Annotated in this window: 25 protein-coding genes; 10 read left to right on the forward strand and 15 right to left on the reverse strand. The window is 67.8% G+C overall.

The features are described 5' to 3' along the window. The first annotated feature begins 124 nt into the window (after positions 1-124). Complete coding sequence (locus ACFWP5_RS40350) at positions 125-448, forward strand: winged helix-turn-helix transcriptional regulator (RefSeq protein WP_384168858.1); 324 nt, start codon at positions 125-127, stop codon at positions 446-448. A gap of 22 nt (positions 449-470) precedes the next feature. Here the strand turns inward: ACFWP5_RS40350 and ACFWP5_RS40355 are convergent, their stop codons facing one another. After that, the gene (locus ACFWP5_RS40355) at positions 471-1,142 is read right to left on the reverse strand and encodes a BTAD domain-containing putative transcriptional regulator (RefSeq protein WP_384168772.1); all 672 of its coding nucleotides are present in this window, start codon (positions 1,140-1,142) and stop codon (positions 471-473) included. Positions 1,143-1,820: 678 nt separating this feature from the next. Here ACFWP5_RS40355 and ACFWP5_RS40360 point away from each other — a divergent pair. Next, positions 1,821-2,213 (forward strand): hypothetical protein, encoded by a 393-nt coding sequence (locus ACFWP5_RS40360; RefSeq protein WP_384168775.1) that lies wholly within the window; start codon positions 1,821-1,823, stop codon positions 2,211-2,213. Positions 2,214-3,218: 1,005 nt separating this feature from the next. Here the strand turns inward: ACFWP5_RS40360 and ACFWP5_RS40365 are convergent. The 11 genes from ACFWP5_RS40365 to ACFWP5_RS40415 form a co-directional block, all read right to left on the reverse strand. Continuing rightward, positions 3,219-3,650: a hypothetical protein gene (locus tag ACFWP5_RS40365; protein ID WP_384168778.1), complete on the reverse strand. Its 432-nt coding sequence runs from the start codon at positions 3,648-3,650 to the stop codon at positions 3,219-3,221. Beyond that, positions 3,634-4,071, reverse strand: a complete 438-nt coding sequence (locus tag ACFWP5_RS40370; RefSeq protein WP_384168781.1) for a TadE family protein — start codon at positions 4,069-4,071, stop codon at positions 3,634-3,636. The genes ACFWP5_RS40365 and ACFWP5_RS40370 overlap by 17 nt, the downstream gene beginning before the upstream one ends. An 86-nt stretch (positions 4,072-4,157) precedes the next feature. Continuing rightward, positions 4,158-4,547: a TadE family protein gene (locus ACFWP5_RS40375; protein ID WP_384168784.1), complete on the reverse strand. Its 390-nt coding sequence runs from the start codon at positions 4,545-4,547 to the stop codon at positions 4,158-4,160. Positions 4,548-4,549: 2 nt separating this feature from the next. After that, positions 4,550-4,705 carry a hypothetical protein gene (locus ACFWP5_RS40380; RefSeq protein WP_384168787.1) on the reverse strand — a complete coding sequence of 52 codons (156 nt, stop codon included), beginning with the start codon at positions 4,703-4,705 and terminating at the stop codon, positions 4,550-4,552. Positions 4,706-4,774: 69 nt separating this feature from the next. Continuing rightward, complete coding sequence (locus ACFWP5_RS40385) at positions 4,775-5,668, reverse strand: type II secretion system F family protein (protein WP_384168790.1); 894 nt, start codon at positions 5,666-5,668, stop codon at positions 4,775-4,777. After that, a complete protein-coding gene (locus ACFWP5_RS40390; RefSeq protein WP_384168793.1) occupies positions 5,665-6,414 on the reverse strand; it encodes a type II secretion system F family protein in 750 nt (249 codons plus the stop codon). The genes ACFWP5_RS40385 and ACFWP5_RS40390 overlap by 4 nt, the downstream gene beginning before the upstream one ends. Before the next feature lie 175 nt (positions 6,415-6,589). Further along, entirely contained in the window at positions 6,590-7,927 is a 1,338-nt protein-coding gene (locus ACFWP5_RS40395) for a CpaF family protein (RefSeq protein WP_384168796.1), read from the reverse strand. Positions 7,928-8,019: 92 nt separating this feature from the next. Further along, complete coding sequence (locus tag ACFWP5_RS40400) at positions 8,020-8,853, reverse strand: hypothetical protein (protein ID WP_384168799.1); 834 nt, start codon at positions 8,851-8,853, stop codon at positions 8,020-8,022. Next, positions 8,850-9,371 (reverse strand): hypothetical protein, encoded by a 522-nt coding sequence (locus ACFWP5_RS40405; RefSeq protein ID WP_384168802.1) that lies wholly within the window; start codon positions 9,369-9,371, stop codon positions 8,850-8,852. The genes ACFWP5_RS40400 and ACFWP5_RS40405 overlap by 4 nt, the downstream gene beginning before the upstream one ends. Positions 9,372-9,665: 294 nt before the next feature. Beyond that, on the reverse strand, positions 9,666-10,235 hold the full coding sequence (locus tag ACFWP5_RS40410) for a hypothetical protein (protein WP_384168805.1): 570 nt from the start codon (positions 10,233-10,235) through the stop codon (positions 9,666-9,668). Positions 10,236-10,699: 464 nt separating this feature from the next. Beyond that, the gene (locus ACFWP5_RS40415) at positions 10,700-11,191 is read right to left on the reverse strand and encodes a hypothetical protein (RefSeq protein ID WP_384168808.1); all 492 of its coding nucleotides are present in this window, start codon (positions 11,189-11,191) and stop codon (positions 10,700-10,702) included. 895 nt (positions 11,192-12,086) lie between these two features. On the opposite strand from ACFWP5_RS40415, the gene ACFWP5_RS40420 reads away from it, so the two are divergent. Then, positions 12,087-12,665 (forward strand): hypothetical protein, encoded by a 579-nt coding sequence (locus ACFWP5_RS40420; protein ID WP_384168811.1) that lies wholly within the window; start codon positions 12,087-12,089, stop codon positions 12,663-12,665. 13 nt (positions 12,666-12,678) lie between these two features. Continuing rightward, positions 12,679-13,284: an OmpA family protein gene (locus ACFWP5_RS40425; RefSeq protein ID WP_384168861.1), complete on the forward strand. Its 606-nt coding sequence runs from the start codon at positions 12,679-12,681 to the stop codon at positions 13,282-13,284. Positions 13,285-13,330: 46 nt separating this feature from the next. Here ACFWP5_RS40425 and ACFWP5_RS40430 read toward each other — a convergent pair whose 3' ends face one another. Further along, a complete protein-coding gene (locus ACFWP5_RS40430) occupies positions 13,331-14,599 on the reverse strand; it encodes a helix-turn-helix domain-containing protein (protein WP_384168814.1) in 1,269 nt (422 codons plus the stop codon). A 207-nt stretch (positions 14,600-14,806) separates the two neighbouring features. On the opposite strand from ACFWP5_RS40430, the gene ACFWP5_RS40435 reads away from it, so the two are divergent. The 6 genes from ACFWP5_RS40435 to ACFWP5_RS40460 all read left to right on the forward strand — a co-directional run bounded on the left by ACFWP5_RS40435 (position 14,807) and on the right by ACFWP5_RS40460 (position 18,897). Beyond that, positions 14,807-15,451 carry a hypothetical protein gene (locus ACFWP5_RS40435; protein WP_384168817.1) on the forward strand — a complete coding sequence of 215 codons (645 nt, stop codon included), beginning with the start codon at positions 14,807-14,809 and terminating at the stop codon, positions 15,449-15,451. A 44-nt stretch (positions 15,452-15,495) separates the two neighbouring features. Next, positions 15,496-15,840: a hypothetical protein gene (locus tag ACFWP5_RS40440; protein WP_384168820.1), complete on the forward strand. Its 345-nt coding sequence runs from the start codon at positions 15,496-15,498 to the stop codon at positions 15,838-15,840. A gap of 17 nt (positions 15,841-15,857) precedes the next feature. Beyond that, positions 15,858-16,073: a hypothetical protein gene (locus ACFWP5_RS40445; RefSeq protein ID WP_384168823.1), complete on the forward strand. Its 216-nt coding sequence runs from the start codon at positions 15,858-15,860 to the stop codon at positions 16,071-16,073. A 29-nt stretch (positions 16,074-16,102) separates the two neighbouring features. Continuing rightward, positions 16,103-16,270 (forward strand): hypothetical protein, encoded by a 168-nt coding sequence (locus ACFWP5_RS40450; RefSeq protein ID WP_384168826.1) that lies wholly within the window; start codon positions 16,103-16,105, stop codon positions 16,268-16,270. Positions 16,271-16,363: 93 nt separating this feature from the next. Then, complete coding sequence (locus ACFWP5_RS40455) at positions 16,364-17,533, forward strand: YcaO-like family protein (RefSeq protein WP_384168829.1); 1,170 nt, start codon at positions 16,364-16,366, stop codon at positions 17,531-17,533. After that, on the forward strand, positions 17,530-18,897 hold the full coding sequence (locus ACFWP5_RS40460; RefSeq protein WP_384168832.1) for a TfuA-like protein: 1,368 nt from the start codon (positions 17,530-17,532) through the stop codon (positions 18,895-18,897). Before ACFWP5_RS40455 ends, ACFWP5_RS40460 begins: the two co-directional genes overlap by 4 nt. On the opposite strand, the gene ACFWP5_RS40465 is transcribed toward ACFWP5_RS40460, so the two are convergent. Both ACFWP5_RS40465 and ACFWP5_RS40470 read right to left on the reverse strand, forming a co-directional pair. Continuing rightward, positions 18,825-20,087, reverse strand: a complete 1,263-nt coding sequence (locus tag ACFWP5_RS40465) for an MFS transporter (protein ID WP_384168835.1) — start codon at positions 20,085-20,087, stop codon at positions 18,825-18,827. The genes ACFWP5_RS40460 and ACFWP5_RS40465 overlap by 73 nt on opposite strands. 385 nt (positions 20,088-20,472) lie before the next feature. Continuing rightward, positions 20,473-21,210, reverse strand: a complete 738-nt coding sequence (locus ACFWP5_RS40470) for a hypothetical protein (RefSeq protein WP_384168838.1) — start codon at positions 21,208-21,210, stop codon at positions 20,473-20,475. Between the last annotated feature and the right edge of the window lie 105 nt (positions 21,211-21,315).

Below are 21,315 nucleotides of genomic sequence, written 5' to 3' on the forward strand. Positions count from 1 at the left end.
GCATCGCCCGACTGCACAACCTCACCCTTGCCGGGTGACGGAGAAACAGGCAGGTCATCCAGCACGTCAAAGATCATTTACGGGACAACGCTTAGTGACTGGGGAATGGACCTGGGATGTACTCGTGGCTCTGCATGCCGGACCACTTCAGTACACGATTCTGCTCAACAGCATTCGCGCCGGAGAGGCCGACACGGGATGGTCCCGCAAAAAGCATCGCCTCCTTCAAGACAGCCCGCTGAACCGGACGCTTCGACGCCTGGAGCAAGGGGAACTCGTCACCCACAGTCGTGAACCCTCATTCCCATACCGCGCAACATACGAACTGTCGTTGGCTGCAAGAGAGTTACTCGCCGGAGCAGCCGAGTTGGCCTTGTGGGCCGAAACTCATCCTGGCCTACTCGATCGAGCCAGGGAACGTCGGCATGCGGCAGATCCGAATCGTTGAACGCCAGTGTGTGACCCCATCGCTACCTGGTTCCGCCACCGTTGCTCCCCCAGTCCTCGGCCTCACGCCGCTGGAGCGCTACGAACAGGGCTCTGGTCTCCCGGCTCGGTTGTTCGTCGATCCCCGCGAGGGTCGTTGTCAGCAGATGGAGTGTGCGAGGGACGGCATCGTGCCGGCCGAGGTGGGCCTGGAAGCGGGCGATGTCGCGGTAGATGGCCTCGTTGTAGGGGTCGATCCTGCGCACACGCTCCAACAAGGCCAGGGCCCGCTCTGGTTCGCCGTCCCGGAGTAGGCGTACGAGGGCGCTGACCGCGTCCAACACGTCGCGTCGGAAGGCTTCTCGCGGTTCCTCGGCCCACTCCGCAGTGACGTCGGTGGCGAAGTCGCCGGAGTACAGGTCGACCGCTCGTTCCACGGAGGGCCGGTAGTCGAGTTCGCTCACGCCCTGACGGCTCACGGCCAGGGTGTCCGTCACGTGCCACAGGTCGACGGTGACCTGGGAGGCGTCCAAGAAGTAGCGTCCGTCGTCGTGGACCGTGACGTCACCAAATGTGTCGTGAGTCGCTGTGCGCAGGGCCCGCCGGAGTTGACTCAAGGTCGCGTGGAAGCTGTTGTACGGGCGTTGTTGGGGAGCCTCGGGCCAGATAGCCGCCACCAATGCCTCGCGTCGAGCTCCGTCGCGGTGGAGGGCCAAGTAGGCAAGGATTTCCCGTTGCTTGGGTGTGAGGACGTTACTCAAGTCGGCGTGCTCGTGGCCGTCCGATTGATGATGTGTCAGGCGTACGTCTCCGAGGACGGCGAGCTGTAGCGGCTTCAGACTCGTGGGGCCCTGTCCGTTGGCGACGCCGTGCGTTCGGCGAGGCTGCGTTGAGAGCGCCGAGTCGGAGTGGACTGGACCGTCGGCACCCCAAGGGCTCGGTGGAGCCGAGACGGTCGCACGTCCCGGTTCTTCAGTCATAGCGCGTGGGGGTAGTGCCGACGAAGGCGAGGTCTCCGGTTGTGCCTCGGAAAGCAGGTCCAGCAGCGCGTGGGCATCGCGTGTCGGCAGGGTGAAGAGCCGACCGCCGATCAGCCCGTCCGCGGTGGAGAGGTTGGTGTCCAACACGGTGCCGTCCGGCCCTACATGAGCACTGGCTCCTGGCCGCCATGGGCCGAGCAGGATTCCTGCCATTCCGAACGTGGAGCCGTTGTCGAGAATGGCCTGTAGGCGGGGCGCTGCGCGCGAGTCCGGGGTCGCGATGAGCACCAGGTCGGTTGGGTGTGGCTCGGCCTCATCCCTTGCGGAGAGCACGTTCATGTGGCTCCGAGTACGTGTCAGAAGCCCCCTCTCCATCCCGTCCATCGCTGCGTCGAGATCGTCCACGACGTGCAAGTGGGTGGAGCCCCCGCCGCGCTCGCCGAACAGCAGATCGGCGTCAGACGCGGGAACGAGGAGTTCTATGGGGTTCTGAGCCGGTTGACGCGATTCGGCCAGCATGCTGGTCAACAGGGCGCGAACGGCGCCGAGCGCTCCTGGACCGGTGAGACCGAGACCACGGGTTCGGGCGAGGTCCCAGGCGAGAGCCTGTCCGTCCTTGATACCGATGACCCGGCGTTGCCCGGACGGGTCTACCTGCGTCGAGGGGTCGGGTTCCTCTGTACCTGTCTCGCTCCCGGTCCCTTCAGCCAGGTGCAGGGCGCGTATGACCGGTGCCAGGGCCAGATCACCGCGGTCTCCGCTGCCCGGGCGGTAAACAACGCGCCGACGACGCCGAACGATCAGTAACGCAGCCACGATCAGCCCTGCGAACCCCACGCCCACGAACGCACCGGTGAACAGCCCGATTCCGGGATATCCGTGCAGGTGCCGAGCGGGTGCTGGTGACGACGGTGGGGACGGGTTGGCGGGCGTTGGCGAACTCCCCGTCTTTGGTGAAGGGCTCGGCTCGCTGGTGTGCGCGGTGTTCGACGGGCGGGGCGCTGGAGCCGGACCAGTCGGCTTGCTGTGTCCCGAGTGGTGGGAGCCCGGGGCGGAACGCTCAGTGGGCAGGCGCAGCGTCCAGCCGGGGCGAATCAGGTCGGGACGCGTCAGGGCTCCCCCGCCTTGCTGAGGTCGCCCGCGATTGAGGGCGTAGATCTCGGGCCACCGGTTCCCATCACCAAGGGTGCGGTCGGCGATACGCCACAGACTGTCGTGGATGCCATCACGGGGCGGACGCACTTCGACGGTGGTGGGTTTGCCGGCACGTCGTGGTTCCGCTGGATCACCGGCGACTTGAATAGACCCAACTCTCGCTGCATCAAGCTCAGTTGAGGAATTCGCTGTCGAGGCAACTTCGATTCTGGCCGTCGGCGACGGTACGGCGTTCCGCTGAGAGAGCAGCGCGACGATGACCATGCCGACGAGCAGTGCGGCCACCGCGCGGAGCGGGCCAGGCCTCGGAAGAGCCAGCCGAGGCACACGGACCTCTCGCCCCACCTCGCGGGCGACCTCGATCAGGAAGGCCGCCCACACCGGCCAGAGAGCACAGCCCAGCGCATCGAGCAGGAAACTCGTCGTCATTGGCGCGAGGAGCGTGGTTTCGATCTCGGCCCGACTCGGCAGATCTCGCGGCAGAGGCCAGCCGATGTAGTAAACGAGGGCCCAGGGGATTCCGGAAATGAAGGCGGTCAGCACCGTGGCTGCAAGCAGACCACGCAGCACGTATGCCGCACGCAGAAGCAGACCGATGCCTGGTCGATTCTGCGGCGGGACGCGAGGGGAACGACGCGTGGGCATGGACAAGACGCGTCAGGGGTCGGGGACGGTTATGCCGCGGACAGGATGGGCGGAGCCGGTGCCAATCACCGTCAACGATCGGACGCCGAGCAGGCCTAGGAGTTGGGTGTGCTGATGGGCGGTGACCGTCACCGTGACCGTGTCCTCGGTCGCGGTGACATCGCCGGTGTCCGTAGTGGAAGCGAGGTAGTCCTGGGCCAGCGTGCGGGCCTTTGGGGGAGCAAGCCGTAGGGCTCCGTCCGTTCTGTACGTATCCAGATCGATGGCCTGTGCGCCCTGTCTTGCTGCTTCTTGTGCCTCGCCGATGGCTCGGACCTTGGCGGCGAGAGCGAGCCCGCCGTCCAGCACAAGACCGGTGAACATCACGGCCGCGGCCACGATGACGACGACGAACACGGTTATCTGGCCGTCGTCACTGCGGGCCGATCTACATAGGCGTCTCATCGGCGGTCGCCTCCTTCACCTTCGTCGTGTTCGTGGTGCCGCGGTACACGTCCACCGGCGAGGAGAAGGTGCCACTGAGCGTCGCGGCCCCAGGTACTTCGAGGAGCGCGAGGTCGCTCAGAGCTACGTGACAAGTGACCGTGACCTCGACGGTTCCACCTGGTTGCACGCTGCCCGCCACGTCGACGGCCAGGGATCCGCAGGTGATGCCCGCATCGCGCACCGCCTCGCGAGCCGTCGTACGGGCCTCGACGTTGGCGTCCGCAACACTGCGCGCCGAACTCGCGGCCCTCGCTGCCTGATGGGCGACGTCCTCGACAAGGAGTCGGGAGTCCGTCATCCGCCCGCAGAAGATCATCAGCCACACCACTGAGACCAACAGCGGTGCCAGCAGCACCAGTTCCACAGTCGCCGATCCCACGTCGTAGTGGACTTGATCCGGTTCCTCATCTTTCGTACGAGCAGGAGACCAACCACCGGTCCGGGCGCCGAGGAGATCAGGCCGTGTCACGGTGTACCGCCAGGTTCGAAGGCCTCCACCGGACCGACCGACCGTGCCCGGACCCGAAGGTCGAGGAACGGCAGGACGCTGCCGGCCGTCCCGTCCACGTTGACCTCCGCCTGTTCGGCGCCTCGTTTCACCGTGACCTGCACGCTGCGCAGCGGGCCACGACCGAGCTGGTTCAGCACCTGGTCGGCGTCCGCTCGTCCACCCTCCTCCGTTCCGCCCTGTACCCGGGTCACCGCCAGGGCGTGGGCCGCGGTGGCCTGGGCGATGTGGGTGGCATGCAGGTACACGGCGGCTTGGGCGAGCAGCAGGACGACGGTGAACACCAACGGGAGGATGACGACCATCTCGACGGTTCCTCCGCCGGCATCGAATCGACCGGGCGGCACGGCTACTTGAAGGTGACGCTGCGGGCGGCGGCCAGGATCTGCGGTCCGAAGAGGCCCGTCACGGTCAGGGCGAGCGCGGCGAGGAAGGCGATCCAGATGACCTGCTCCGTCGTCACGCCCCGGTCGTCGCGGAGCATGTTGCGGACCCTGGTGGTCACTCGGTTCCGTAGAGACCGGTGGGACCGGGATAACAACACGGCTGATTCCCTCCAGACGTTGGTTCGGGGTCATAGCGAGGCGTTGATCTGGATGAGCGCCGGATAGAACACGAACATCACGAAGCCCATGGCCATCAACATCCCGGGCAGGGCCATGCGCTCGGTGGCGGCGTTGGCCCGTCCTTCGGCGTCGGCGCCCTCGCGGCTGCGCATTGCCGCCGCCTTTGCGGCCAGCGAGGCTCGTACTTTCGCGCCTTCGGTACCGGCGAGGGCGAGTGCTGCAGCCAGCTCGGCGAGTTCCCCGACGTCGAGCTCGTCGCCCAGCTGCCCCAGCGTCGTCCAGGGCGAAGTGCGGGTGAGCCGGGCCATGTTCAGAGCCCGGCGCAGCTGTTGGAAGGACCAGCCCTCGCCGACCTCGGCGGCGTCGGTCAGTGCGCCTTCGACGCCTGCGCCGCCGGCGAGCAGGATGTGGACGAGGTTCAGGTAGGCGCTCAAGGCATGGCGGAAGGCGGCTCGTCGCCGCTCGGCCTCAGCCCGTACGACTGCGTCCGGCATGAGGAAACCGGCCGCTCCCACCGCGAGCGTGGCGACCAGCGGGACTTCCCACGGCAGGGGCCGCCCGCCTAGGGCGAGGCTCAGCTCGACTGCGCCGGGCAGGAACAACCCGGTCACCGTCAACACGGCCTTCTCCGCAAGATGCGTCTCGGTCTCGCGGCCGACCACTGCGAGGTCCTGGCGGACTCTGCGTGTCGGCAGCCCCAGGGAACGTAGCAAGCCGGTAAAGGGCTTTCCGAGGCGGACCGACCATCCGCTGTCCCCAGTCGTGAGGATGGACGGCGGGGCTGGTGGAGCGCTGAGGCGGGAGATCAGCGCGGCCAAGGACGGTCGCGGAGGAACCAGCCACACCACGATGGTCCACAGCCCCAGGCCGACGCCTATGGACAACAACACGAGCGCCTTCATCGGGATGCCTCCCGTCGTGCGCCGTCGATCGCGTCGGCGGAACCACCGGTGGGTTGCCGGGGCGCGAGGAATCGCTCGGGCTGCTCGATGCGGGACATGCGGTTCAGCCAGGCGAAGGCCGTGCTGAACACCGTGCCGATCAACAACAGGACCAATTGCCCGGTGGCGGTGTCGTACGGCTCCAGGAACACGGGGTTGAGGAGGACGAGTCCACCTGCGAAGACCAGCGTGGTGGTGACGACGACGCGGACGGTCGTACGGGTCCGAGCGCGGCTCGCCTCGACACGTTGACGCATCTCGACCTGCGTACGCGCGGTGGCCGCCAGTTCACCGAGGAGCGAGGCAAGGTGGCGGGCCTGATGTTCGGAGGCCAGGATCAGGGCCCCGATCACCAAGTCGGCCGTGGAGTCGGCGAGTTCGTCCGCGAGCTGTCGTAGTGCTGCGGCGAGCCGTCGACCGCTCGCGAGGCGCACTGCCAGGCCCTGGATCTGCGGTCGTACGCCGATGGGTGCCGTGTGTGCGGTGGCCATGATGGACTGCTCAAGGCCGGCCGCGGCGGCCAGTGTGTCGCGCAGCATCTCGGTCCAGCCGGCGATTCCTTCGACCCGTTCGACGTCCCGCCGGCTGACACCCGTAGTTCCGAGGATGCGTGGCAGGGTCCAGGTCGCGACGGCGGCCCACAGTCCGCCGACCACCCAGCCGGTTGCTACACCCACCACCAGTCCGGCGGATCCTGCTGCGGCCATCCACCAGAGTGCGCGCTCTCGTTGGAGCAAGGTCTGCTGTCGTTGTCTCCGCTTCGGGACTCCGGGTGGGGCTGAACCCCCTCGTCCCGCTCGGAGCAGCACAACGACTCCAGCGCCGAAGCCGACGCCGAGCAGGCCCATCGGCATGACGTATCCGCTCACGTGCATCGCCTCACTACTCGTCTTGGAGGGTGTCGGGGTCGAAGCCCGCGGCGATCAGGTCTTCGAGGGTCCCCGCGCGCAGCGGCACACCGGGAACGGCTCGCAGGTCCGAGCCCGGACGGAAGACCTCGTTGGAGACGATCTGCTTGTCGTCGGCACCCACGACCTCGCGGATCGAGGAGAGCACTCGCCTGGCGGGGTTGTCGCGGGGCCTGTCCAGATGAACGACGAAGTCCAACGCGGAGGCGACCAGCAGACTGGTGGCGTCCAACGGCAGGTGCTCCGGGCTCTGGACCGCGTAGGCGGCCAGCTTGGTGAACGCGCCGCGGCTCGTGGAGGAGTGGAGGGTACCCATGGAGCCGTCGTTGCCCTGGCTCATGGCGTTGCACATCGGGATCACCTCGTGCCCCCGGACCTCGCCGACAATCACGCGGTCCGGAGACATCCTCAGTGCCCAGCGCACCAGTTCGGCCTGGCTCACCGCGCCCTGCCCCTCGATGTTCGCCTCGCGTGCCTGCATGGCCACGACGTCCGGATGGGCCTCGGGATCAGCGTCGAGAAGGAGCTCGAAGACGTCCTCAATGGTGATCAGCCGCTCCCACGACGGGATTTCAGCGGCCAGGGCGCGGAGCATGGTCGTCTTCCCGATCGCCGTGCCGCCGGTGATCAGGACGTTCTTGCGGGCCCGCACCATCGCGCCGAGAAATGCCTCCAGGCGCAGGTCGATCGTGTCGGCCTTCCGCAGCTGGGCGAGGGTGACGCGCTGGAAACGATGGCGGCGGATCGACAAGGTAGGGCGGGTGGTCACCGCCATGACGGCGAAGGCCCGTTCGCCGCCCGGGAGTTGGAAGTTGGCGCCCGGGCTGCCACGGTCGAATCGGCGCTCTTCCACTCCGGAGCGCGCGGCCAATCCCCGGATGAGTCGGATGAGTTCGTCGTCCGACTCGACGACAGGGGGAAGGCGCTCACGACGGCCGTCGGCGTATCGGACGAAGACCCGGTCGCCGTTGACGTTGATGTTCTCGATCTGAGGGTTCTTGAGGAGTGCTTCCAGCCCACCCAGCCCGAGTACCTCGTTGCTCACGGAGGCGATGACGAGCTGCTCGGTCTCCCGCCCCACAAGGTCCTGACCGCGCGTGAGCATCACCTGGGTGTGTTCTTCGGCGATGTCCGCCAGCAGCTTGGCGACGCGTGCACGACGTTCGGCGTCGGTCATCGCTGCACGGCCCTGGGCCTCGTCGGCCCGGATCTGCTCCGCCAACCGCGACGGCAGTTGCTCCCGGAGCCTCCGCCGCAGCCGCTCCGCGGGCGAAGCCTCCGCGTCTCCGTCATCGGCCTCGGCGGTGCGCATCAAGCCAACCCGCTCTGGATGCATGCGAGTTGGTGCCTGTGGCGGAACAACGCCTCCGTACGGGAGCGGCCACCGCTCTGTCCCCGGCTCCCTCATCGCGCGGCCCTTTCCCACACATTGCGAGCCGTGCTCGATGGCGCGGCGAACGGATTGCCAGCTGCTGCGGGAGGAGAAGCTGCTGCCGGGCTCTCCGCCACTCCGGCTGGGGTGCCGGCGCGGGACGCTGCCGCGGCAGCGAGGCGGGCCAAGGTCCGCCCCAGCGGCGACCTAGCCGGTTCCGTACGACGCCTGGAGTGTCCGCACAATGCCGCAGCGCCGATCCGGTCGTCCGGAAGACGACCCAGAACCTCGATCCCGAGCGTCCGGACGACTTCCCCCGTCGGGTATCCGTCGCCGACAAGGACGAAGCAAGCAGAGCGCGACCACCGCGCGACGGGGTCGAGGCTGACGGCCAGATGCGACAGCGCGTCGTCACGGGCCTGAACGAGCACCAGTGTCAGGTCCGCGTCCCGCATGATGTCCAGCGCCATGGAGTCGGGCCCGACACGCCCGCAGTCGGCAACCACCACCGTGCCCGGCCGCTCCGAGACGCCCCGCAGAACGGGAACGCCGGCGCCCGTGATCTGCCCCAGCGCGGCACAGACCTGCTCGGCGCCGGCCGGCGCGGCGACGACGTTCAACCCTCCGGGCAGGCGCTGCGTGTGCTGCCACAGCAGCCCGCGCTGTGTCTCGCGGCGTGCCGCGGCCGCCAACGTCACCAAGCCGGGTGCCATGTTCAGGCGGAAGCGGGCGAGCAGGTCGCCTCCGGCCGGATCGCACTCCACGAGCACGGGGAGTTGCCGCTTCGGCCAGCCGGACGCCAGCCCCAGTGCCGCGGTCGTCACGCCGGGCGCACCCTTCAGGCTGCACAGGGCTACGAGTGTCACTGAGCGTCTCCATGCACCATGACCACGCTGATCTGCTCGGTGGACGCCGCGGCCAGCTGGCGTGCGTCGTCCTGAGGCAGTTGCAACGACACCTCCGTGAGCTGCTCGCCGGGGTCTGAGTGAATGCCCGTCACCGTCGCGTTCCACGTCGAGGAGGGAGAGTTGGCCGTGCCGTCGGTCTGACTACTCACCGAGGTGGCCACCACCGTGACGACGGCACCCGCGGACAGCTCGGGAGGAAACTGACCGGCCTTCAGACCCAGTGCGGTCACGGCCTGACCGACCGGGGGAATCTGCGGCGATCCCAACACATCCATCGTGAGCAGCGCCCCGGCGGGCAGGGTGTAGGCCAGCGCACGTCCCACCACGTCCGGCCGCAGGCGTGCGGGGATCGCCGAGAGGCCGTTGTCCATCGAGATGCTGGCCTCGCGAACGTCCTGGTCCGCGAGTTCCTGCCCGACGGAGACTGGGTGCGCCAGCACCAGCACCGTCTGTCGATGCCCGATCTCCGTGGCCACCACTACTCCCCCGGCCGCGCACCCCAGGACGAGGAGAAGGCCGGTCAGCAGATAGGGCAGACTGCGGCGGCCCGGCACACCGGCCAGCCGAGCAGGCAGTTCGACATCACGACGTCGGGACCACCGACCGGTCGGCCCCGAGGGAGCCTCCGGTTCCGTCTTCGTGGGCGCACGGGTACTCACAACTGCCTCCTAGCGGCACAGGACTTCTCAGCACCGCGCGATCGACGCGGTGATCGAATTTCGAAGGTGAGGGTTGTTCGCCTTCACTTATGGCGGCGGAAGGCGTCAGGATCATCCGTCGTCGTTCAGTGCCTGGCTTTCGGCGACGCGGAAGGCGGCGGACGACGTCGTCGTCAGGCCGGGGAAGACGCCGTTCTCACCGGCACCGGACCAGGTCACCGTCCAACGCACCGTCGCCGTCACGGGAAATGCGCTTCCAGACCGGCCGGCCGAGGAAGTGCGGTAGGTGTGGCCACAATCCGGCGAGGCGCTCTGCGGATCGGCTGAAGTCGCTGCTGTGCCAGCCGACTTATACGGCACCCCGGGGCCCGCGCACGTCACCGTGCTGCCGTCGCCCATCACCCAGTCCACCGTCTCGGGGCGAGCCACAGCAGTCACGGAAACGCCGGGCACCGACGCCGTGGCCGACACCGAGGTCCACTCACCACGCTCAAGCCACAACCACGTTGGCAGGCCGACCAGTTGCTCGCCCGTGGGATTCGTCTCGATCTGCGGCGACGGCAGCCGCAACTGATTACGAGCTGTCTGAGCAAGCTGGATCGGACTCGGATGAGGAACGGCAACTCCGGCCGCCTGTCCATCGGGAATCCAGATGGGCGGGCGGTAGAGCGCGTCCCGCACCCCTCCGGCAGTGCACTTGTACACGTACCAGGCCCCGGACTCCCCCGGCTTCGGCTCCGCCGCCGGCACTACGGCGATCGAAGGCGAAGGGATGTACACCACTGCTTGCGCCCTGACCAGTCCTCCGGACGGCCCCACGTACGTGGTCTGCACCGTCGTTGGGGGCGGCTCGTAGTCGCTGCGTTGGTAGGAGCAGTCCGCCAGGTTCAGATCCGGATTCCGACTCTTCGGCACCGCAGACTCGCCGCGACTGTCCCCGCTGCCACCGGTCTCACCGTCCGAGTCGTACCCACGACTTTCGTGGTGCGGGGCGCTGTGCCGACCGTTCGTTCCGGCGCCCAATTCACACCCCGGGAGGGGATTCTGCGAGCAGTCCGCAGCACCCCACTCATCCCCGGCAACCGCCGCACTCGCACACCCAACCACCATCACCACGGACAGGACGAAGGTGGTCACCGGTCGCGTCAGCATGATCCCAGCCTCTCGACCGCGAAGCGCGTCACCTTCCACGTGCCGTCGGACAACCGCTTCACCTCGGCGGTGATCGAACGACGACCGCCAGGTGTGTCATCCGCTCGCCTACCGGTGTCCTTCCGGTACTGCAACCAGTGCGTCGAGTCACCGCAGTCCGAGATCATGACAGCGGTGGGCTGAGCGGACGGGACGGCGGAGGTCACTTCGGGCTGATTCCTCGGCGCACCCTTACTCACGAGGCCGTTGCGGTAATCGGCGTACAGCGCAAGGGACATCACGGACAAGGCATCGCCCGTGGCGTGCTCCGCCAGCTTGGGCGACGTCCAGTCCGAGGTCGTCCCCGCCTGTGCCATGTCGTGCCACATCGCGACGTACGCCGTCTCGGCCTCCTGCTCAGCCGCATGCTCCGAAGCTTCGTCGGACGGCCGAGGGGAAGTGGAGTTGCTCTCACTGACAGCTGGTGTCGCCGCGTCGCTGGTCACCCCCGAGCCGGCCGTGCCCGACGTACTGCATCCAGCCATCACCAGTGCCGCCGTCGCAGCACAACCAGCAACGACGGCACGCCCTTTGACGCGTTTTCGCACTCTTACGGACAGCACTGTCACATCACCCCGCGAAGGACGTGGGCCCAACCACCCAGGATGTGGGCGGACTTCACGTCTACCGCGGGATTTCGCTCCTACTGCAAGGTGCGGGCGCGCACCAACATCAAGGTAGGAACGGCCGATTGACTCACTCTTTACCTCTGGGCACCTACGGCGCTTCAGCCACGGGAGTTGCGATCACAACAGATCGGCCGCGGACCGGCCGGGAGCGACGGGCCGCCGGCCGCCCTGAACCTGTGGTGTCAACTCGGGTGCCAATTGGCGCGGGAGCCCACCTCTGAAGTCGGATCGCGATCGCACCTTGCAATGGGAGCGGAGGGGCGCGGTAGGACTGACAAACAGAAGACCGCAGCAGCATGCCCATGTGCGGGAGGCTCGATGGACGCGGGTTTACGTCACCTCAGCATCGCTTATCTCCTTTCGACCTACCAGGACGCCCTCGGGTGGGACTCGGGTAGGTATCGACCAGGAGCGAACCTAACCTCTTCGTCACCGAACGGGAGATTCCTCTCCTGACGGACGACGGCTTAGCGGCATTCCGTGATAGCGGAACCTTCATCTTTTCCTGCGCCTGCACACGTTTCGGCACGGCCGGTATTCCGACCCAGATCGCCCGAGCAGCTGCGCTCCGTACGTGTTGGAGTCACGCCGGACGAAGATCGTTTTTCCGCCAAGTAGGTATCCCTTGATCTCGAAGTCGGGGCGCGTCTCTGCGCGAACGATCACATCTCCCGATTCCAGATCCCGCACCGAGTAGAAAGGCAGTAATTCCATGAGCACTTGGGCCATCACGGCACCCCCCAGGCGCATGGCCTGGGTGGCAGCCACCACGGCCTTGGCCTTCGCGGTTGCCGGATGTTCCGGTGGCAGCGCGCATCAGGACCGCGCGGTGTCCGCCACTACGCAGGCCGGAGGCACCGCCCCGCGCACACAACAGGGCCTGGCCGACACTCCCTTGGCGAAGCTGGAGGGACAGGGACGTCTGGGTTTGACGATCACGTCGGCAGAGCGGGACCCGGCGGCCGGCTACCTCACCGTCCGCGGCAACCTTAAGAACGACGGGGCCGCGACGACGGTGGTGCCCGCCGAACTGCGCGGCAACGAGTTGGACGTCCTACGGGCCGGCCCGTCGCTGGGTGGAGCCACCGTCGTGGACTTCGCCCACCACAAGCGTTACTACGTGCTGCGCGACACGGACGGTCGCCCGCTCACCACGACCGGCCTGTCCACGCTCAAGGCGGGTGAGAGCGTCCGCGTCTTCATGCAGTTCCCGGCACCGCCGACGAGTACGGCCACGGTCGGTTTCCAACTGCCGTTGTTCGACACGGCGAACATCAAGATCTCCGGGTGAGACGAGCATGGGCATGTACCCGATCCGATCCCGCTTCACCGTCTCGCTTCTCACTCTCTGCACCCTGGTAGCGGCGCTTGGCGCGGGTGCCGGCGGTGCCGAGCAGGCAGTTGCCGCTTCCTACCTGAGCAGTTCCGGCCTCGCGCTGCACAGCGGTGCGGCCCTCGCTCCGCCCAAGATTCTCGATCTCGGCTCGGACCCTCTCGCCATCAGCTCGGTGATTGAGGACCAGGACGGCGCCGAACGCCGCAAGGACACGCCCACGGAAGTGACGTACGAGCTCTCAGCTGAGGTGTTGTTCGCCAAGGACAGCTCGCGGCTGAGCAGTTCGGCGCAGTCCCGCATCACTGCGATCGCCGCAGAGATCAAGCAGAAGGCAGTGAAAAGCGTCCGCGTCTTCGGCTTTACCGACAATCTCGGCTCTTCCGCGCACGGTGACGTCCTGTCTCAGCAACGCGCCGACGCCGTGCGGGCCGTACTGGCCGACGAGCTCCCGTCGACGGTCACCTTCGAGGCGCGGGGATTCGGCGAGCGGCGGCCGGTCGCGCCGAACACGACGGAGGCTGGTCGGCGAGCGAATCGGCGCGTTGAGATCTCTTTCCCACAGACGGCGAGGTGACCTTTGTTGAGGGCGCCAACAGCAGTGTGGGATCTCAACGGCCGGGTCACACGCTAAGTACCGCCGCGAGCTGTTCGCGCGGCTTCCCGGTGAGACTGCCGCGCAGCGTCTCGACGCGTGTGTGAACGAGCCCGGTGCGAAAGCCGGCGGGAAGGTGTCTCCATACCCCGATGGCCATGTCGACGGCACCTTGAGGGTCACGATCCGCGTGGAGGCACTGGGCGGTGTCCAGTGCTAGCAGGGCGCGTGTCATGACGGACGGCGAGGTGGTGAGCGCGAGGGCGGCTTCCTGTTCGGCGTAGGCCTGCTTGGTCTCGCCGAGCAGGGTGAATGTCTGGGAGAGGTGGACGCTGTGCTTCTGCGGCGGGTAGCCGAACCAGGTGTCGGCCAGTCCGCTCCGGTCCAACTGCTCGATGGTTCCCCGGACTTGCGCGACGGCGTCGAGGGCGCCCCGGCGGTCTCCGGTGGCTGCGAGGGCCCGTGAGCTTACGGCCGCTGCCAGCGCGGCGGCGGCGCTGGGCGTGGTTCCGGCGACGCGCCGGGCGCGGGCGGCGAGTTCGGCTGCGGCGCGTGGGGCGCCGTAGTTCAAGGGGACCATGGCGTGGCGGGCGAGGACCCAGGCCAGCATCCGGCGGTCGCCGGATTCGGCGGCGGCGCGTGCCGCTGTGGTGAACCAGTGCCGTGCGTCCTGTTGGTTGCCGCGGTCGTGCTGGATGATCGCGACCAGTGCGGTGAGCCCGGCCGCGGTGCGCACGACGGTGGACCGGTCGCGTGCGGTGTGGGGGCGTTCCAGTACGTCCCGTAGCAGTTGAAGGTCCTCGTGCATCTTGGAGAGGACCACTTGCGGGTCGCGGCCGTGGTAGCCGCCGGTGTTCCGCTCGAACACCGACTCCAGGTAGGAGATGTCGGCGGCATCCGAGCCTTGCAGAGCCGCGTCGATGCCTTCATGTTCATCGGTGAACTCGGGTAAGGCCCCTGCACCCGCCACTGCCAGGGTGCCGGTGATGAATGAGCGTCGTTTCACGGCCGTCGCCTCCTCTCCGTCCGTCCTGGCCGTCTGGCGCTGTAATCGGAACGCCTGCGAGACGGCCCGCGCCCGGACGATCTCCTCCAGGGGGATCCCGAGTGCTTCCCCAATACTGCGATGCCAGCGAGGCGTGGGGAGCCGAGTCTCGCGTTCCCAGCGTTTGAAGTTCTCCGCGTCGAAGGGCTCTCCGAGCGCCTGCGCCATGAGAAGCGCCGCATCCTCACGGGTCAGCCCGCCCCGCTCACGCCGGGTGCGCAGGAGAACCCCTATGCCGTCCGGTGCCATCATCCGCCCGCTCCCAAACGTGGTCGCCCAAGGTGCGCGGTCTGGCCCTGCAAATGGCCCTGGAGGGCCGGGAATTGAACCCCCTCCTGGCACTGGGGACATACCACGATGCCGCGTTGACTACACGTCAGGCGGTGTCCACTCTCTCCGCCTTGTCAATGACCGGGCCGACGCCGAAAGGCCGGCTCCTGGACGGGAGGAGGTCTCCTCGTGGTGCAGAACACCGAAGCTCGGAGCGAGCAAAGCCCGGCACGCGCGGCCTGGGACCGGATCGGAACCGTCGTCATCCCCGGAGCCTTCTCGGCGGAGCGGTTCGCCGTGATCCGCTCCGAGGCCGAGGAGCGCCTGAACCGGGCGACCCCGCACGTGCACGACCACACGGCCGCCCACCGCGACGGGTCCTTCGCGACACCGGTGCACTGCGCGTTCGTGGAACCCGGTCCGGCCTTGGAGGAGTTGGCGTTCGACCGCGAACTGCTGTCGGTCGTACGCGAGCACACGGGTATCCCCCGGCTCGTTCCCCGGGGTGGTGCGGTCGTCCTCTACCGGAAGGGCGACTTCCAGGGCCTGCACCTGGACTCGGTGAAGTCGACGGTCACCGTCGCGTTCGCGCTGAGCGCGGACCTGCCGGCGATGGGGTGGGCGCCGCACCTGTGCAACGTGAGCGGCGACGTGCTGGGCAAGGTGGTCGCCGATCACGGGATGTTTCCCAAGGGCGGCGCGTTCACCACGCTCCAGCACCCCTACGGCGCGGACGGGTCGGTGCGGGCGTTCGCCGGCTACGGCGTCCCGCACTGGCGCAGGCCCATGACCAGCACCGGGCTGCTGGTCACGATGGAATTCTTCGACCTGTGAGCGGGGGCGGCACTCTGCGGCAGCAGTGGCTGTCCGAAGGACGGGTGGACGTACCCCCCGAGGTGATCGACGCGGGCCTGTGGGCGGAGGTCGCCGCGGAGGCCGAACAGTACGAGCAGTACGCGGTCGTACGGCACAACCGGCGACCGGGCCTGCTCGCGATGCGGGACGGCTCGATCACCTCCCCCCAGCGATGCCGCGTCCACCCCGGTGGACCGGCGCTCAACACCCTGGCACGTTCCAAGGAGCTCGCCGAGGTGGCGGCCGAGGCGACCGGCAACCGCCGGATGACGGCGATCCGTATGGGGCTGAAGTACTACAGCCCAGTGACTACATGCACGTGCACCGCGACGACGGTAAGTGCGAGATCACGTTCTCGTGCGGGCTGACACCGAACCTGGGGCCGATGGGCTGGCTGCCCAATCTCCGGTGGCTCAGCACGGACCAGGTCGTCGAGCGGCTCGCGGGCACGCCGTACCCCGACGGGGGCGACCTGTTCCCGATCGGCTACCGCGTGCTGGCCGGGTTCGACGGAAGTCGGGCCCCTCACTGGCGCTCCCCGCTCGACACCCAGTCGCGCGAGGTGCTTCTCACCATCTGCTTCACCGACCTCACGGTGTAGCAGCACTTCCATCCGAGAGGAACACGCTCATGGTTGCTGCGATCAAGAAGTCCTCGACCACGTCGGCGGTCGATCCGGCGGACTTCATCACCGACCTCCAGGCGGAGGGCAACCTGCCGCAGAACGCGGGCGGCGACCCGGCTGTGCCGGACAGTGCCTTCCCCGACACCCACCACTACGAGGTCCCGTCCGTCTGACCCACGGCCTGTCCGTGGGCTCCGGGCCGCCGTCTCCCGTGCAGGGGAGGCGGCGGTCCGGTTCCCCGACCGCTCTCGAAGTCCGGAGGGTTCATGCGCACGTATGCCTTCGACGGCACCTGCCGTACCCGCCCGCCGGCCGAAACCTGGCGCGCCCTCCAGCCGTTGCTGTCCCGATACGGAATCACCCGGATCGCGGACGTCACCGGTCTCGACGACCTCGGCATCCCGGTCACCATGGCCGTACGCCCGCTGGCCTGGACCCTTTCGGTGGCCCAGGGCAAGGGCGCCACTCTGGATGCGGCCCGGGTCTCCGGCGCCATGGAGGCGATCGAGGTGTGGCACGCCGAGCGCGCGTCCCTGCCCGTAGCCGTCGAACAAGCGGCAGCCCGCGACCTCCAACTCCCCTACCCTGTCGCCGCGTTGGAGCAGCATTCCGGGAGTCTGCTCACTGACCGTGTCCGCATGCGGTGGATCGCGGCCCGCTCGGTGGCGGACGACACCGAGACCCTGCTGCCCGAGGCCGTAGTCCGTCTGGGCCGCACCATCCACGCCGACTGGCGCCTGCACCTGCCCAGCGCGTCCACCAACGGCCTCGCCTCCGGAAACACCCGTGCCGAGGCACTCGTGCACGGCCTGTGCGAAGTCGTCGAGCGGGATGTGCTGTCCGGCGTCGCCGAAGGCGACGGCCAAGACGTCGAACTCGTGGATCCCGCGACGGTGGGGGACCCGCCCTGCGCGGCCTTGATCGACAAGCTGCGTCGCGCGGGGTTCTGGCTCGAACTACGGCACATCCCGAACCGGTTCGCAGTGCCGGTGATGAGCTGTCACCTGTGGCGCGAGGATCAGTCCTCCGTTCTCGTCGCCGGCTCCGGCGCCCACCCGGAGCCGCAGGTCGCGCTGACGAGAGCGATCACCGAAGCCGCGCAGTCGCGCCTGACGCTGATCGCCGGAAGTCGTGAGGACAACCAGCCGCTCGCCTACCGGCCCGGCCCCCACCTCGCCCCCACGCCGCATTCCACGCCGTTCGCGTCCTGGGACTCGGTCACCAGCCGGTACCGGGCACCCTCCGGCACCGACACCGCGCAGGCAAAGGATCTGGCCGCGGCTGTCGCCACGACCGCCGGTCACGCCCCACTGGTCGTAGATCTAGCCCAAGGGCCCTATGCCCGCGACGAGTTGGCCGTAGTGAAGGTGTGCGTCCCAGGGCTGCGCTACACCGTGCGGCACACCGTCCCGCGCCCGAAGGAGGCCGCACGATGAGCACCCACGTCTTCGCCGGGCCCACCATCACCCCGGCCCGCATCCGGGCGATCCTGCCCGAAGCCGTCCTGCACCTGCCGATCCGGCACGGCGACGTGCTGCGGCTGGGTCTGACCGCCGAGGACCGCATCCTCATCATCGACGGACTGTGGCATCAGAGCCTTCCCGTACGGCACAAAGAGATCCTGATGCTCCTGGCCGAGGGCGTCGAGGTTTTCGGAGCCGCGAGCATGGGCGCGCTGCGCGCCGCCGAACTCGCCCCGTACGGCATGGTCGGCATCGGCCGCATCTTCGAGGACTTCCGCGACGGGCGCCTGGACGCCGACGACGAGGTCGCCGTCCTCCAGGGCCCCGACGGCCGGGCGCTGACTCAGGCCCTGGTGAACCTGCGCTGTGGCTTCCAACGCGCTGCCGCCGCAGGTCACATCACCGACGACGAAGCCACCGCGCTCACGGAGACAGCCTGCGCCATCCCGTATACGCGTCGTACCTGGACCGCGCTGGGTCGGACCGTAGGTGAGTTGGGCCTTCACACCGCGTACGAGAATGCCGACATCTGGCGATGCAGCAACTCCTACGACCAGAAACGCGAAGACGCCGAGGCCGCACTGCGACTTCTCTCGCGTGCCACCTCGGCGAGCCGAACGACGACGTCAGGATGGCGGGCGGAGCCATGGAGGACCAGCTTCGTGCGCTACTGGAGCGCCGCCTACCAGTGTGCGACCAATACGGAACTGCCGTTCCTCTCACTGCTCCAATACCAGCAGCTCTACGACCCCGGCTTCCCCGGGCGTTGGCGCACTCACGTCCTCGACCACCTCACGCCCACGGCGGACCCGTCAGATCTCCCAGAGGGAGTTCTTGTCCGTCACACTGCCCATCTGGGGCTCGACCTCGCCGACCTGGCCACCGAACAGCTGGCCTACTGGCTCACTCCCGACGAACTGACCAGCGTGGACCGGCGCGAACAGCTGGTACGTCTCCTCGTGCGGTCCGCCCGTCTCGACGATGCCTGGCCCGTCTACCCGTGCTCACCGGCAGAAGCCGGTGTTCTCTTCAACCCCGCAGCGGGCACGGAGCATGACGTGGCCGGCGCGCTGCGCACGAACACCTCCGCGCAGGCGGCCGACCCCCGGCACAGCATCGCCCACCTCTCCCCCGCCAGGGTCGCCTCCCACCTCCTCCGCCTATGGCAACTGGCCCCTGACACCTCCCACTCGGGCCAGGATGCCGCCGCCCGGGACCGCAGCTTCCGGAACTTCGCCTCCGCCGTCGAGATCGATCGCGCCTTCTACCTCGGTGCGGTCACCAACGCCTCGTCATCGACGGGTTCGGCTGGCGCAAGCGACAGCGTCCTGATCTGATGCACAGCCAGCGGTGCCACTACGGCAATCAGGATCACACCGGCGCCGGCCGCGAGCGTGGCCCTCACCCCAAACATGGTGCTGAGCGGGCCTGCGGCCACGTAGGCGAGCGGCACGGGCAGTACCTGTCCGAGCGTCGAGTACGACATGACGCGGCTCAGCCGGTCTGCCGGAATGCGCTCCTGAACCAGGCTCGACCACATGGTCATGCTCAGTGCCAGCCCCGCGCCGGCCGTGCACGCGGCGAGCGCCAGTACGGGCAATGGTGCGTTCAGCGCCATCGACGCGAGGGGAAGCGCCATCGCCCCTGTCCCCAGACAGACCACGACACCCACCCAGCGCGCCGTCCACACCAGCGCGACCGCTGAGCCCAGGACGAGCCCGCCGGTGAACGCCGACACCACCACGCCCCATGGGCCGGCTCCCCCGAGGTAGCGGCTGCCGTAGACCGGTCCGAGCATCTGGTATCCGACGAGCCACACGGGGACCACGACCGCGCCCTGCAGCACCATCAGCCACAGCCAGCGCCGGGCCCAGAAGTCCGCCCAGCCGTCCTTGAGATCGCGCACGAAGCCGGTGCGGACCTTCGCCGGAGCCGGGGCGAGGCCGATGCACGCGCACAGCACCGCTGCGGCGATGAACGTGACGGCGTCCCATCCGATCGTCCACGCCGGACCGGCCGCGGCGACCACAGCACCGCCCACTGCCGGGCCGCCGATCTTGACCGAGTTCTGTCCGATCTTCAGCAGGGCGTTCGCCTGGTGCCTCATCTCGGGAGGAACCACCTCGACCACCACGCCGCCGGCGGCCGGAGTGAAGAACGCCGAGGCCGCGCCGCACACCGCGGACGTCAGAACCAGGTGCCATACCTCCGCGGTACCGGTCCACAGGAGGCCCGCCGCGACCGCCTCGGCCACGGCGGACATGACGTTCGTCCACACCATCACCGTGGCCCGGGACCATCTGTCCGCGACCACGCCACCGATCAGCAGCAGGAGAATCTGCGGCACCACGCCGGCCGCGAGCACCAGCCCCAGCCCGGTCGCTCCGCCACCCAACTTCAGCACCGCGAACGCAAGTCCGATGGGGGCAACGGCCGATCCGGTCCACGACAGCAGCCGCGCGGCGAAGTGCAACCGGAAGGGCTGGACCGACAAGGGCGCAGCCACCGCCCTGGCCCTGCTGCGCATGCCTATACGCGGCACCGCCGATGACGAGGTCCTCCGGTACGGCAACCGCGGACTGCGCATGATCCAACTCCGCCCGGAAAAGCACGAAGCCCGGCAGCAAGACCGCTGCCGGAGCAGGCGTAAACACTAGAGCACCACGAAGATCGTGTATCGCGGATGCACCACAAGACACCCCAACCCGAGGAGACTTGGGCAGTCTCAGTCATTCGCGCGCAGGGGACCATCACTCCTGGATCGAGCCAGGCCCCGCTTGCCCGTGGATGCTCGAACGGGGGCACCCGACGTGGAGGGTTGTCGTGCCGTCCGAAGGGCGTCGGAGGCTGGCCAGCCCTCCACGCCGGGAGCATGACCCGGCCGCGGCTACTGGTCGGGAGCCGCAGTCAGGTCAACTGCGGCTGCTGGCATCGGCGGTGGAGAACCGCTCGCACCATTGCGAGGGATTCTCGGCCTGGTGGAAGGTGGGAACGAAGAGGAGGTCTCGGTCCGCCCAGAGCCGGTTGAAGGACTCAAGTCCGTGTGTCTGGACGATGTCGGACACCGCACGGGCCCCATCGAGATACATCTGCAGAGCCTCCTCGCGCCCCTCTACCTGGCGAAGAGCTTCCAAATACTGCGGTGAGGCCTGGCTTTCATTCACGCCGAGTGACACCTCGTAGCCCAAAAGCCGTGTGGTGATCTGCCGGTCCGCCCAAATGGCATGGCCTTCCATAAGGAAGCCCCAGTGCACATTCAGAGTCCGGCGTAGATGGGGGAAGAAACTGTCCTGCAGAGTGAACAGCCAGCCCTTGCTGGCCTCGTGCTGAGTACCGTGGACCAACTCATGCCCCACCGTCTTGCACAAGTAGTCGTCGTCGCCGAGCAGACCGGCTTGGTCCAGGTTTTCCGGCAAGAGCAGGATGTGCGGACGGCCATGCTTGTCCTGGACCGTTTGCGCACCGATCATGGCATGCGATGCAACGCGGTTCCGGTGCCGGTCCTTCAGCGTGCGGTTGGCCTGCATCGCTGCCTGGGGTCCGAGTTCGAGTTCTTTGATCTCACGGATCAGGAACTTCTTCTCTTCACGCCGACTCAGTTTCAGCCATGCACTGGGCTTCAGGAGCCGGATGGTGAGGTCGTCAGGCATCGGGAGAGAAGTGACCGATGAAACCAGGGGAACAACGTCCGGAAGCATCTCCTCTATTCGACGCCCAAGTTCATTGAATCTCGCTCCGGCTTCCTGGTGTACTGC

The sequence above is a fragment of the Streptomyces sp. NPDC058469 genome, assembly GCF_042721125.1.
In the GTDB taxonomy this organism is placed as follows: domain Bacteria; phylum Actinomycetota; class Actinomycetes; order Streptomycetales; family Streptomycetaceae; genus Streptomyces.